Raw genomic sequence first — 13,750 nt, 5'->3', positions numbered from 1 at the left:
GTTCCCGCTGCGTTTTCACCTGACTTTTAGGAGCGTAACACAAATGTCTATTTCTCTGCGTAAGCATGCTGCCATGTTCCTCGCGGCAACCTTCACGGTAGGCTCGATGGCAACCTTCGGCGCTGCTGCACTGGATCAGCCGACTGCGGTACTCTCTTCCACTCTGAACCATTCTGTCGGCACGGTGCTCACCTCTGCCGAGATCTCCAATGCACAGCAGGCTATGGCGAAGGCAAAGGCTTCCGCACTCAAGGCACAGCAGGATGCTGCCAAGAAGGCGCAGGAGGAAGCTGCTAAGAAGGCTGAGGTTGCCAAAAAGGCCGCTGAAGAAGCAGCTAAGAAGGAAGCCGAGATCAAGGCCGCTGCAACCCAGACCGCTTACAACCAGCTGGTCGCAAGTGCAGCCACCGCCCGTCCGGTAGCTTACTCTACAACGTATCTGGCAAGCGATGCCATCAAGGCAAATGCCACTGCGCTTGGCAATTATAAACTGACCTTCTACGATCCGTGCGTTGAATGCAACGGCAACAATCTGGCACTGACCGCTACCGGCACCACCCTGACCGAAGGCCGCACGATCGCAGTTGACCCGTCCGTCATTCCGCTCGGCAGCCGCGTATTCATCGAGGGCTACGGCGTGTTCATCGCTGAGGACACTGGCGGAGCGATCAAGGGCAACAAGATCGACATTGCAGTAAGCACCCACGAGCGTGCAAATGAGCTTGGCGTGCAGTACGCAAATGTATATCTGCTGAAGTAAATTTTCGAGGAGCTGTGCGAAAGCACGGCTCTTTTTTTCTGCCTGTTTGAGCGGTTTTACGGTTGCAGACATGGATGGCATCGGTTTTTGTTTTGTATTTCGCGTCAGAATCGCGTGTGATGAACTTTTGATGGATTGGTTCAAAACTATACGGAAAATTTACAAAGTCGATTGTGCGGCGTTTGAGTGGGTTTTCATTATCATTCCAGAAATTAGGGTTTTCGCTTGCGAAGCGAGAGAATCCTGCCTGCCCGGCAGGAGCGCAAGAGGGTAGACAACCTGCGGTTTTCCACCCTCTGATTTTCTCCCCTTTCCTAAGATAATCCGGTGCAAGCCAGAGACCGGCGACCGCTGTGAAAAGGAGAACGACAGAGGATTTTTTCTTTCGTGTCGTTCTCTAACTATTCGCAATGTCAGATACCTTGCTGCTACACAGGCGGTTTCATCTCCGCAGGCGCGGCACAAGGTGAATTGCCCGAAGGGCAAGAGAGGGTCCCCTGGGGGATGACCGTGACGCGCAACTCGTTGGTCTGGTGGCTACAGACGGCACCTGCGGGTTCCATCTGATAACGCATGTTACCGTAGGTTGCGGCAAGGTGAATTGCCCGCAAGGCAAGAGAAGGTGCCCCGGGGTACAACCTCGGCGCACCGCTTCTGACGAAAACCATATCGCAAACTACCACGGACACCATTTTTATATAATATCCATAGAGCGGGGTACCCTCACCCCGCCGTCTGCAAATTATTTGTACCATTGTAACCGTAGGGGCGCACATTGTGCGCCCACGGTATCGTTAAATGGATACGGTCATTCTTCTATGCACAGGTTTCATTCGCACTGCGGGAGCACACTGTGCTCCCCTGCGATTACACATCTGCAAATGGTAAAAAACGGCATCATGCGGTCATGCCGCCCTGCAATATAACATGATATTATGGTTCACATGATAAATCCCCGAAAAAGCAAAAGAAAACAGCCGCAGACACCTGCGGCTGTTTTGATTCAATTACGCGCTCTCGCGCTCCTCCTGCACCTTGGCGATGCCATGCTGGATCGGTTTCCACTCGACCTTGCCGACCAGAGCGGCGATCGAAATCGGAACATAGGTGAGCATGAAGAACGGGAAGGTAAAGGTATACAGCACCTTTTTCCACGCCGGACCTGCGATGCGCTTCCACTCGGCGATCATCGTCACCGCGCCGAAGGCAAACAGGCTGAACGTAATGCCGCGCACGGTCAGCATCAGAATACGGCCGAGCATGCGCATAACGCGGTATGTAATGTATGCCGGCTGTGCGAAGCTGGTCACGCACAGGAGTACGGCCAGCAGCAGCGAGCCGATGGTAACAAGGTTGCACGGTGCAACCGTCATCAGCATATCATAGCAGGACATGCCCGCCTTGCCGCCGCGCGTACAGCCGCGCAGCAGTGCGCCGGTATACTTTGCGTCCACCTGATAGAAGCCCTTGCTCCAGCGCAGACGCTGATCCCACGACTGACGGAAATGCTCCGGCTGCTCATCGTAGATGATGGCATTGCCGCAGTAGCCGATCTTACGGCCGCGAACCGCACTGGCGATGGAGAACTCGATATCCTCGGTCAGCAGATGATAATTCCATCCGCCTTCCTCGCGGAGTACATCAGCCGAAATCAGAAAACCAGTGCCGGAAACCGCACAGTTGACGCCCAGACGAGTTCTCGGGCGGTTCAGGAAGCGCGACTCACGCAGGAACCACAGTGCATAGCCTGCAGAGATCCAGTTCGCGCAGAAGTTCTGCGAATTGCGGTAGCTGGTCAGTGCGGAATACTCGCCGGTATCGTACATCTTGTTCATCTCACGGACGAACTGCGGATCTACGATGTTGTCCGCATCGAATACGAAAAACGCGTCGTACGCATCCTCACCCTGCTCCTCAAAAATATGCTTGAACAGATAATCCAGCGCGTAGCCCTTGCCGACCTGCACCTTATTAAATCGCTCGTACACGATCGCACCGGCGCTGCGCGCTACCTCAGCGGTATTGTCCGTGCAGTTATCTGCAACAACAATGACATCGAGCAGCTCTGACGGATAATCCTGCTCCTTCAAGGTGCGGATCAGTCTGCCGATAACGGCGGACTCATTGCGTGCCGAAATGATCGCCGCGTAACGGTGCAGCTCTGCATTTTCTACGCCGCCGCGCTGCTTGCCCCACAAGCCAACCAGAAGGTAAAAGATCTGGTACGCATACGCTGCAGTAAAGAAAATGAACAGCACCCACTGCATGCTCTCCAAAAACCGAAGCATAAAAATTCCTCGTTTCTTCTCCTGATGTATTTCTCTATACTTTAGATATTGTGGCGGTTGTTTCAACCCTTGTACTATAATAGCACTATTAACGCATTATGCAACATATTTTTAACCGGATTTCACAAAATTTTTAATTTTTCACTGTTCGCACAAAATTTTTGTGCTTTCATGCGTTTTTTTCATGCCACTTTGCCCTGTCTTTTCGTAAAAAACAGTAAACCGGGAGATGCATTCGTTCCGCACCGCTGACGCTCTTTCACTTTTCCCTGCTGTTTGCCTGGACAAAGCTGGGTTGTCTTTATAATATCATCAATTTCGTATACATTTCATAAAGGAAGGGAGGGCATTTTCCCTCGCCGCTCTCCCCTGCATATACAGCAAAACGGCTGCCGCATTGCGACAGCCGCCGGTATTTGATTATTAAGGCAACACCGCACAATTAAAGCTGCGGTGCTTTGCGGAAATTTTGTGTCCTGACTTTGTTGCAGTTTCACGGTAATACATCGAGTATTACCGCAAAACTGTGCCTCGTCAGTACGCAAAATTTACTCGCAAATCACTCTTGTTCAATTATGCGGTATTGCCTTAACCGTTTACCTGCTTTGCCAGCTCGTCAGCCAGCGCTTCGAGTGCGCCGAGCTGGTTCTCTGCCAGTGCAGACTTGATGGAGATCGTGTTCTCGAGGATGGTCATGTTCTTCATGCCCTCGAGCGTACCGATCATCTGCTTGCCCGCAGTAGCGGCCCAGGTGCCGTTGTCAATGACCGCAACCGTGCGGTTCTGCAGGTTAAGCGCCTTGATATCGGACAGATATGCCTCCATCTTCGGCTGAATGCCGCTGTTGTAGGTCGGCGCGGCGAGCACCAGATGGCTGCAGCGGAAGCTCTCGGCTACCAGCTCGGAAACATCGGTCTCGGACACGTCGTACATCGCGATATTCTTCACGCCCTTGTCAGCCAGCATACCTGCGAGCACGTTTGCGGCGTTCTCAGTGTTGCCGTACATGGTCGCGTAGGCGATCATGACCGTCTTGTCCTCCGGCTCATAAGTGCTCCACTTCTGGTACTTCTCCAGCAGCAGACCGAGATCCTTGCGCCAGATCGGGCCATGCAGCGGGCAGATCATCTCAATATCGAGCGATGCCGCCTTCTTGAGCAACGCCTGCACCTGTACGCCGTACTTGCCGACAATGTTGGTGTAGTAACGGCGGGCATCGTTCATCCAGACCGTGTCGAACGTAATCTCGTCATTAAAAATGTTGCCGGCCAGTGCGCCGAACGTGCCGAACGCATCAGCAGAGAACAGGATCTTGTCCTTCTCATCGTAGGTGACCATGACCTCCGGCCAGTGCACCATCGGCGCCATGACAAAATGCAGGGTATGCTCACCCGTAGACAGCTTGTCGCCTTCCTTGACGACCAGCGCACGCGCGGCAACGTCCGTTCCGTAGAACTGGGCAAACATGCCGACCGCCTTGGCACTGCATACCATCTTCGCCTCCGGATAGCGGCGCAGCATGTCGTCGATCATCGCACAGTGATCCGGCTCCATATGCTGAACAACCATGTAGTCCAGCGGACGGCCGTTCAGCGCGTGAACGACGTTTTCGATATACTGACGGCTGATGGACTCGTCCGCCGTGTCAAACAGCACGGTTTTCTCATCCAGCAGCACATAGCTGTTATAGGATACGCCCTTGGGGATTGGGAACAAATTTTCAAAGCGGCTCAGGCGGCGGTCGCTGCCGCCAACATAAATGAGATCATCCGTGACCTTTCTGGTACTGTGCATCGCACGACACCTCCGTATAAATATCTATATTGAATTGTAGCATATTTTTGTGCATTCGTCCAGTGGGAGGGTTAGTCGCGGCGTACAAAAAACGACCGGTGAAACAGCCGGTTTTTGACGGGATACAGGTTTCGATCGGTTACAGCAGCGTGCAGGTACCGAGCACCATGAACAGACCAAGCGACAGGCTGATCAGCCGGCCGACAATCTCGCCGGGAGTTTGCCGTTCAGTGCTCCGTGCAGCATATCGAATGAGCGTTCTGTTTTTGCCATGTGCATTCTCCGTTTCGTTTTTTGTCTGCTTCTATTGAAGCACGGTTTTATTGATGAGAAAAGCACATGTTTCTCATGTTTTGCATTGCAATTCTGCATATATATTGTTTTGTCCGAAAGCAAAGAAAAAGTGCAGAAAACTTGCGTTTTCTGCACTTTGAAAGCACGAATATATGATTAGCGCTTGGAGAACTGCGATGCACGACGTGCAGCCTTCAGACCGTATTGCGCGAGTTTTTGAGCTGTTTTCCCTTGATACTCCGGGCTTTTCCGGCTTTCTGCCTCTCAGTTATCCGGTGTGCGGACCATAAAAAACGGCCTTTTTCATTCAGCAATAGCCTGATGAAACGCACCATTTACTACCCCAAACAGTTCCTCTGGTTTATTATACTTCACTTTTGCATAGATGTCCATAGTTGTTTTGCTGTTTTCGTGTCCGGCAAGGTATTGTACTGTCTTTGGATCAACGCCTGCATAGAGAAGATTGGTGATGTAAGTGTGCCGCAGCTGATGAGGTGTCACATCAAAGTCCAGCGTATATTTGATTTGGGGTTGATTCTTCTGGGTCATACCCAGCGTTGGAGTAACCGTATATTTGATACTCTCCCCATTTACATACTTATAATAGTTCCGGGGCTTAGTGGAGCGGACAACGACATACTGCCACACTCTTTGGAACTGCGAGGCAGCCAGTGGCTCTCCTTTGCTGTCAGCGATCACATAATCTGATATGGAATTTTCTTTCGTTTCTCTCAGACAATCCACCAAACACTTCGGTATCGGAATATCCCTTTTTGCCGCCGGAGTCTTTAGCACCGTAGAAACCACGGGTCTGTTATGCTCTGTACGCCATGCCCGCCTCACCGATAGATAAGGTGTATCCTCGTCCAGAAATACACAATCCCATTGCAGTGCAAGAATTTCTTCCCGACGCAGACCGGAATACAAACCGAGCATAATAAACAAATATGGAGGAAGCCCCTTGACTGTATCCAGAAGCACGGCTACCTGCTGATCTGTCAATGCCTCCTTCTTTTTTGTCGGTTTTCCGCCTTTACCGGATATTCCCGCACAGGGATTGTGTTCAAGAATTTGGTTTCTCTCTGCCGCATAAAAAATGCACTTGAGCAGCATATTGACCTTATTGTATAAGCCTTCCGATTTCTTTGACAATGGAACAAGAGCCAGCCGAATATCGTCAGCAGTCACTTCTTCCATATACATCTCTCCCAGAGGTTTGATGATATAGTTTGTCATATCCCTCGTATAACCTCTGAGTGTAGACGCAGACACCTTTGCTGACTGCATCAGCAGCCACTTCTCGCCATACTCGGCTACTGTCGGGTGCTGCCGGTGAAAGATAATTTCTTCTACCTGCTTCCGGGCCTCTAACTGCTTCTCATACAATTCTTCACAAGTAGCGGCATACAAACTCAACTCTTTGCCATCTGCATCCGTAATCCTGGTTCTGTAATACTGGATTCCTTTCAATGTAATGGTCCCGTACTTCGGGATCTGTGTTTTCTTTTTTGCCATCTTTGATTGTCCTTTCTTGATAATGTGTAGTCTCCGTATCTACACTCTCTTTTTATCAGAAAGCCTCGATTTAATCAAAGATACGGCTGATGTAAAACAAAGAGCGAGACATCCTTGCCTCGCTCCTGCTTTACTTCCTGTTTTATTATTACTGTGTTGCGTCCCAGCTTGCAAACGCGCAACTCATTGATCTGACCAGCTCATCTGGTCTGTTGTACTTAACCTTTGCATAAATGTCCATGGTAATCTTGCTACTTTCATGGCCTGCCAGGTATTGAACCGTTTTGGGATCTACCGATGCATGAATGAGATTGGTAATGTAAGTATGCCGCAGCTGATGGGGTGTTACTTCAAAGTCCAGACTGTAAACCACTTTTCCGTTATGAGCGGCCTTTTCTCCCAAGACAGGTGTGACAGTATGCTTTACTCTTTTTCCATCTTCATACCGATAATAGCTCCGCTCCTTGACCGTCCTCGTAACAATATACTGCCAAAGTCGCTTAAACTGCGTGTAGGACAGCGGTTCGCCGTCCCGGTTTGAAACCACATACTCCGAAGTCGATGTTTCCTTTGCTGCTTTCAAACACTCAGCCAAGCAAACAGGAAGAGGGATATTTCTCTCCGCAGCCTTGGTTTTCAATTCGTCTGAGATTACCGGTCTGTTGTGTTCTGTGTGCCATGCCCGCCTTACCGTCAGATATGGAGTATCCGTATCCAGATATACTGAATCCCATTGCAGAGCAAGAATTTCTTCCCGGCGCAGCCCTGCATATAAACCAATCATGACAAAGACATAAGGCGGCAAATCTCGGATAGCATTCAAAAGGCGTGCTGCCTGTTCATCTGTCAAAGCCTGACGATCCTCTTGTGGAACACCGCCACCTTTTGTCGTGAGATAAATCGTCGGGTTATGGTCAATGATCCTGCTTTCCATCGCTGCGCGAAAGATAGATTTGTAAAGGATTACCACAGATTTATAAACCGATGCAGATTTCTTGGAAACCGGAACAAGGGCAAGCTGAATATCATCCAGGCTAACCTCACCCATCCGTTTATCTCCCAATTCCGCTATAATATGCCGCCTGACCTTTGAGGTGTAATCCGTCAAAGTAGTAGCTCGTACATGAACCGACTGCATCAGCAGCCACTTTTCACAATACTCTGCAACTGTGGGCGTTTTCCGATGAAAAGTGGCATTCTCAATCTGTTCCAACGCAAGCGTTTCTTTGTTGTATAGTTCTTCAGGTGTTTTTGCGTAGATAGCTACGAGCTTACCATTCGTGTTTTTGATTCTGGTCCTATAATATAGGACACCTCTTTTCATAACTGTGCCATATTGAGGAAGCATTATTTTCCTATTTGCCAATTCCTCCACCTCCTAAGAATATACTCCAGCGCTGTATCTATGTTTTATCAGACCATTATGATTTCGACAAGGATACGGACCGGCTCACACTCCAGCTCTGCGAGGTTTACGATATGTTGCGTTCTTTTCTGCTGGCTTTGCTCTGTGGGTGCATTTTGCGATATACTCCTGAAGGCCCGCCGAGGTAAAGTACACACAGCCATTCTGCACATATTGCACATAAGAAATAAGGCCATTGTTACGGGCCGCGTCCAGCGTTGCAATGCTGATACCCAAAATTTCTGCTGCTTCTTTTCGCGTAATAAGTTTTTCCATAAAGCATATTTCCTCCAATCCGTCAAGTTTGTCATCGTGTTTGTTCAAAATCACATGAATACGCTGGCAGCCGAAACCACCAGCGCATGGTATCTGATTTTGAACAGAAAGCGGCAAACGCTTCCTATTTATATTTCTCAGCTTTCGTCACATTTGCCACGCCCCCTGACGATGGGAACACAATAGGTCTCCGCTGGCGCGGATGTCATAACTCCGCAGCATCGTTCGTAACGTGTGCCGCAGGGTTCCCCCCAAGTCTTTGGCGGGCCGTGAGGAAGTATCTTTAAGCCCCCATGTAGTCATCGCGCCAAATCTGCCACCATTCTTTTATGAAATCGTAGATCGCTCCGAAGCAGTGCTTTCATCACCTCCCTGACTGCTCCATCCTCGCGGCGTTTCATATTCGCTCATACATGGGTTTATGTACCTGTTGTGCTGTCTATTCGATTGTCAATGTGCAGATGAAGGAGGAAAACTTGTCCTTCTTATTAACACTGACAAAAAAGGCAAAAAACAGGCGCATCAAATGAAACTTTATCAAAAATATTTTCCGAGCTGCTTTAAGCCACGGCGGATACTGTCTCGAACACGGCTTGGATCTACACCTTCTACCCCGGCAATTTCATTTACCGTCATTCCCAGGTAATATCGGGCATAAATCCTCTTTGCCTGTTTTTCCGGTAAATTCATCACAGCAGAATAGACCTGCTCCTGAAGCTGCTTTTCCTCCAGAAGCATCTCCGGTGTTTTCGGCTTCAACAGCACCGCATTTTCAATGCCATTCTCCCAATCCAGAGAATACTGTGCTTTATAACGATACATCTTTCGCTCATACGCAGCCTCCGCACGTTCAGCTGCTCGAATAGTCTCCATTACTTCCTCTGTCACATCTACAAAAAAGTCTGTTGTATAAACATCAGGATAAAGTTCCCGAAGGTTAATTTTCTTCATTATGTACCTCCATTTCGATTCACGGGTGATTGACGAGTGAATCGAATGGAGGTGGGGAACGACACCGGTATACAGCCGGATTATCTCCGAAAAAAAGGCAACAAAAAACGCCAGATTCCCGCAATGGGAAACTGGCGCACCAAGAACAGTTATTATTATGCTGAATCACATGGAACGATAATGCCGATGCAATGCTATACTTGCCCGGAGGAGGGGCAATGCTTTTTTTAATTGATGTAGATCATGGGAGCTTTGAAAAAGCAAAAGAGACACGGCAAATTAACCTCCAAGCGGCTACCGTGTCCCTGCAAGTCGTCATTAGTTTGTGTAAACGCAAAGAAACGGCGGCTCTGAAATTGTCCTTCAAAACCGCCGATTGAGTTCAAACCTTAAAATAGCGCACGAAATTATCTGCCCCAGTCAACGGTTTTTTTCTTTCCCCGGACGGGGCAGATAACTTATTATGCAGAGCAGAGCGGAGCCGATGTGCGCTAATCGGTTCCTTGTACTTTCTCCTTCAGCTTTCGGAAAGATGTATCACTGATGGCGTGTTCAATCCGGCAGGCGTCTTGTTCCGCTGTTTCCTGATCGACGCCAGCAGCGATAAACTGCTCCATAAAAAACAAATGGCGTTCATAGATTTTCTCGGCAATCTCCCGACCTATGACGGTCAGATGAAGGAACCCATCATCATCCACGGTCAGAAAACCTCCATTTTTCAAAACGCCTACCGCATGGCTGATACTCGGTTTGCTAAAGCCCATGTGCCGGGCAAGGTCAATTGAGCGGACCATGCCCATTTTCTTTTGTAGAACAAGGATAGCCTCCAGATAATCCTCCCCAGACGCATGAATCTTCATCAGTTCCTCCTTTATGCTTATTGTTGAATCCTCCACCCCTCAGCCTGTTCCCGAATCTTAATAAATTCCTGATAGGTTCCCCTTTGAGCCAGCAATTCCTTATGGGTTCCTTTCTGCACGACGGTTCCACCATCAATGACAAGAATTTGATCCGCATTTTCAATCGTCGCCAGTCTATGGGCAATCGTTATGATTGTTTTACCATGTGTCAGTGCGGAAATAGCCTCTTGAATCAAATGCTCATTCTCTGGGTCAATGCTGGCCGTGGCCTCATCCAAAATAACAATCGGCGCATCTTTCAGCATGGCTCTGGCAATCGAAATCCGCTGCTTTTCACCGCCGGAAAGAGAAGAACCGCCCTCCCCAATGACGGTATCATATCCATCTGGCAAGGCCATAATAAAGTCATGGCAGCGCGCTTCTTTTGCAGCGGCAATCATCTGTTCCTCCGAAGCGTCCGGGCTGCCGAATTTGATATTGTTACGGATTGTATCCCGGAACAGATATACATTCTGGAACACCATACTGATATTTTTTAGTAAGCTGTCACAGGTAAATTCTCGAATATCTGTTTCTCCTAAAGTGATTTTTCCGGCGTCAACATCATAAAAGCGTGCAATCAGGCTGCACAGGGTAGACTTGCCGCTCCCGGAGGGACCTACAATCGCTGTTGTGGTATTCTGCGGAATCGTGAAATTCACATCGTGCAATACAGTCCGTTTATCGTAACCAAAGGATACATCCTGAAAAGTAATGTCATACGAGGTCGGTGTAATATCTTTTCCGTCTTGGTCGATATATTCTGCATTTTCCAGAGCTTCCAGCTTATTCATAGCGGAATCTATAAGACCCAGCATGTGAGCCGCGTCGTTAATGTTTTCCACACTTCCAAAGATTACGAAAGAAAACAGAACAAACATCAGGAAATAAGCAAGACTCATTTGCCCGTTAAGTGTCTGCCATGCACAGATAAACACAATCCCCATAGATGCCAGTTTTAAGGAGAACAGATGCAAGCAGTTAAATGGCGTATAGCCTTTTTCTACTTTGATATGAATATTTTTCAAATCCGTATTTGCCTTGCGGAAACTTTCGATAGAAGCCCCTTCCTGTCCGAACGATTTAACGATGGACAGCCCGCGGATATATTCAATCGCAGAGCCAGACATATCCTCCATGGCCTGGTGCGTGATAGCAGCGGTCTTTTCACTATGCCTGCTGATACCATGTAAGGCCAATGAGGAAAAGGCAACGCCGACAACAGAAATCACTGCTGCGGCTGGACTCAGGAAAAGGAAACACAGGAGAATTGCAATAAACTTTGCATATCCGTTGATGATGATGTCAACCATCTTCATTCCCTGCAATTCAAGTGTGGATAGCTCCGTGGTAACACCTGTCAGAATATCGCCCACGCTGTTTTTAGAAAAATATCCCAGAGGAACCCTTTTCAGCACATCGCCTAAATGGATTCGCTGCCCTGCGGCTACTTCATAACCAATGCTTTCCTGCAACACCGCCCGCAAATAAGAGAGTAGAAAGTTAAGCGCAATCGAGCCAACAATAATCCAAAGCGTCTGCCAGATCAGGGAGGATTCTATTGTGTTGCCTGCCCAATAAGCTGCGATTGCTTTATCAAGGGCATAAGCGGCAGCCATTGTAGGGATCGCCGTAGACAGGCTGCTGAAAAAGGAAAAAACAGAGCCAAGATAGAGGCGTCCCTTATATTTCCCCGCCCATTTAATGATCCGTTTCATAGACTTAAACATGAGCGGCCACCTCCTTCTTTTCACTCACAGACCAATTCTTCGCCCCGATGTGGGCTTTCCACATATCCGCATAAAGCGGACACCGCTTCAACAATTCTTTCTGCTTTCCGCAATCCACAATCCGGCCTTTTTTCAACACGACAATCTGATCTGCGTTCTGAATGGTGGAAAGGCGGTGGGCGATCACAAGAAGAGTTTTACCCTTTGATAACGCCATGATAGATTTCTGAATTTTATCTTCGTTCTGCGGGTCAGTAAATGCTGTCGCTTCATCCAAAATAACAATCGGGGCATTTTTGAGGATCGCCCTCGCAATCGCAATTCGCTGTTTTTCGCCGCCGGACAGCCTCTTTCCGGCATCACCGGCAGGGGTATCATATCCTTTGTCCAAACGCACAATAAATTCATCACAGCAGGCCGCTTTCGCCGCCGCATATACTTCTTCATCTGTGGCGTTTGGATTTCCAAGACGGATATTTTCTTTCAGGGAGCAATTAAACAGGAAGTTATCCTGCGTCACAAAACTGACCAGTTCGGAAAGCTGGCGTATAGACAACTCTTTGATATTCTTCCCCCCAATGGTAATGTTGCCGCCTGTCACGTCCCAAAACCTTGCAATCAGACGGGCAATCGTTGATTTACCGCCGCCAGACGGTCCTACAAGTGCCGTAAAACTTCCCTCTGGCAATTCCAAGTTCACATCATGCAGTACTTCATTTTGCTCGGAGCCGTCATAGGAAAAGGTTACATGCTCCAACACAATATCATTGCGGGGTATGGATACGGTTTTCCCTGAATCCGGCAGCACAGGCAGGTTCAAAAGTTCATTTGCCGCCTCTACTGCATATTCCATAGACTTTGCTTCGTTAATGAAAGTGGTTGCTTTCATCAACGGCCCAACAATGCTGAGGGAAAGAATAATCCCCATTGCAAGCTCTGCGGGGGAAATACTTCCATTCTGTACCAGCAGAAGGCCGACAGGAAGAACCCCCAGTAGCGTTGTGGGCATAATCGCCATCATCAGGTTCATCGTTTTCCATGTGCTCTTAAACCATGCCAGGGTAAACTCTTTGAACGACTGGACAGCATTAACAAATTTTTCATAGGAGCTTGTGCTTTGATTAAAAGCCTTTACAACCTCGATGCCTTCCACATACTCAATAATAATACTGTTGACATGGTTATTTGCCTCCATATAAGCGGCGTACTGACTGTTATAATTCCTCATAAGGAAAAACATAGGAATCATGGCCAGCACCGGAGCAATCAGAACCGCCAATCCCATGCGCCAGTCAATGACCATCATCCAGGTAAAAATTGCAACAGGGAGTAGGAGGTTAGAAGTCAATTCCGGGATCATGTGTGCCAAAGGCGGCTCTAAATCCTCCACCTTATCCATGATGATATTTTTCAGATAGCCGATTCGCCGCCCCATCACTTCGCCGAGAGGCGCTTTCATCAGCCGGTCCGCAATTTTAAGCCGGATTCCTTCCAAAATGGTATAGGCTGAAATATGCGCCATGATCGTAGAGATTCCATGGCAGGCAACCCGCAGCAGGTAGCCCACTGCTCCAACCAGACACCAAATCAGAATGCCATTCAGGGTCACATTCTGATTGATAAATGCCAGCAGGATTTCATATACAGCCCAAAAAGGAATAAACCCTCCTGCAACGCTCAGAATGGCGCAGAATACCGAAAGAGCCATTTTCCCCTTGCATGGTGCGGCGAAGGAAAACAGAATTTTCACCCAATTATCTTTTTGCTGCTTCATTACAATCACCTTCCTTCTTTTTAGTCAGCAAAGAAAAAAGGATGGGTAGTCTTTGCTAACCATC

Annotated in this window: 11 protein-coding genes; 2 read left to right on the top strand and 9 right to left on the bottom strand. The window is 48.5% G+C overall.

Annotated elements, in window-relative coordinates; genetic code table 11:
• Positions 1-43 precede the first annotated feature (43 nt).
• Positions 44-760 carry a 3D domain-containing protein gene (locus C7386_RS03685; protein ID WP_116704865.1) on the top strand — a complete coding sequence of 239 codons (717 nt, stop codon included), beginning with the start codon at positions 44-46 and terminating at the stop codon, positions 758-760.
• 1,007 nt (positions 761-1,767) lie between these two features.
• Here the strand turns inward: C7386_RS03685 and C7386_RS03680 are convergent.
• The 6 genes from C7386_RS03680 to C7386_RS03650 form a co-directional block, all read right to left on the bottom strand.
• Complete coding sequence (locus C7386_RS03680) at positions 1,768-3,048, bottom strand: glycosyltransferase family 2 protein (RefSeq protein ID WP_252197176.1); 1,281 nt, start codon at positions 3,046-3,048, stop codon at positions 1,768-1,770.
• 588 nt (positions 3,049-3,636) lie between these two features.
• Complete coding sequence (locus tag C7386_RS03675; RefSeq protein WP_110436584.1) at positions 3,637-4,842, bottom strand: FprA family A-type flavoprotein; 1,206 nt, start codon at positions 4,840-4,842, stop codon at positions 3,637-3,639.
• Between the two features lie 597 nt (positions 4,843-5,439).
• Positions 5,440-6,651, bottom strand: a complete 1,212-nt coding sequence (locus C7386_RS03670; protein ID WP_116704864.1) for a tyrosine-type recombinase/integrase — start codon at positions 6,649-6,651, stop codon at positions 5,440-5,442.
• 148 nt (positions 6,652-6,799) lie between these two features.
• Positions 6,800-8,017 (bottom strand): tyrosine-type recombinase/integrase, encoded by a 1,218-nt coding sequence (locus C7386_RS03665; protein WP_116704863.1) that lies wholly within the window; start codon positions 8,015-8,017, stop codon positions 6,800-6,802.
• A gap of 84 nt (positions 8,018-8,101) precedes the next feature.
• The gene (locus C7386_RS03660) at positions 8,102-8,332 is read right to left on the bottom strand and encodes a helix-turn-helix domain-containing protein (protein WP_008728422.1); all 231 of its coding nucleotides are present in this window, start codon (positions 8,330-8,332) and stop codon (positions 8,102-8,104) included.
• A gap of 537 nt (positions 8,333-8,869) precedes the next feature.
• Positions 8,870-9,283 (bottom strand): sigma-70 family RNA polymerase sigma factor, encoded by a 414-nt coding sequence (locus C7386_RS03650; protein WP_116704862.1) that lies wholly within the window; start codon positions 9,281-9,283, stop codon positions 8,870-8,872.
• A gap of 218 nt (positions 9,284-9,501) precedes the next feature.
• Here C7386_RS03650 and C7386_RS13380 point away from each other — a divergent pair, with 218 nt between their 5' ends.
• Positions 9,502-9,663: a hypothetical protein gene (locus tag C7386_RS13380; protein WP_015529866.1), complete on the top strand. Its 162-nt coding sequence runs from the start codon at positions 9,502-9,504 to the stop codon at positions 9,661-9,663.
• Positions 9,664-9,774: 111 nt separating this feature from the next.
• Here the strand turns inward: C7386_RS13380 and C7386_RS03640 are convergent, their stop codons facing one another.
• Genes C7386_RS03640 through C7386_RS03630 form a run of 3 tightly spaced genes read right to left on the bottom strand, consistent with a single transcriptional unit; the run spans position 9,775 to position 13,686 of the window.
• Complete coding sequence (locus C7386_RS03640) at positions 9,775-10,143, bottom strand: metal-dependent transcriptional regulator (RefSeq protein ID WP_015518831.1); 369 nt, start codon at positions 10,141-10,143, stop codon at positions 9,775-9,777.
• Between the two features lie 17 nt (positions 10,144-10,160).
• Positions 10,161-11,912: an ABC transporter ATP-binding protein gene (locus C7386_RS03635; RefSeq protein ID WP_015518830.1), complete on the bottom strand. Its 1,752-nt coding sequence runs from the start codon at positions 11,910-11,912 to the stop codon at positions 10,161-10,163.
• Positions 11,905-13,686 carry an ABC transporter ATP-binding protein gene (locus tag C7386_RS03630; protein ID WP_116704860.1) on the bottom strand — a complete coding sequence of 594 codons (1,782 nt, stop codon included), beginning with the start codon at positions 13,684-13,686 and terminating at the stop codon, positions 11,905-11,907. Before C7386_RS03630 ends, C7386_RS03635 begins: the two co-directional genes overlap by 8 nt.
• Between the last annotated feature and the right edge of the window lie 64 nt (positions 13,687-13,750).

Origin of the sequence: Agathobaculum butyriciproducens (assembly GCA_003096535.1) — a bacterium.
Lineage (GTDB): Bacteria > Bacillota > Clostridia > Oscillospirales > Butyricicoccaceae > Agathobaculum > Agathobaculum butyriciproducens.
Note: the sequence above shows the minus strand (reverse complement) of the source record. Positions and strands in the feature narration are given on the sequence as shown.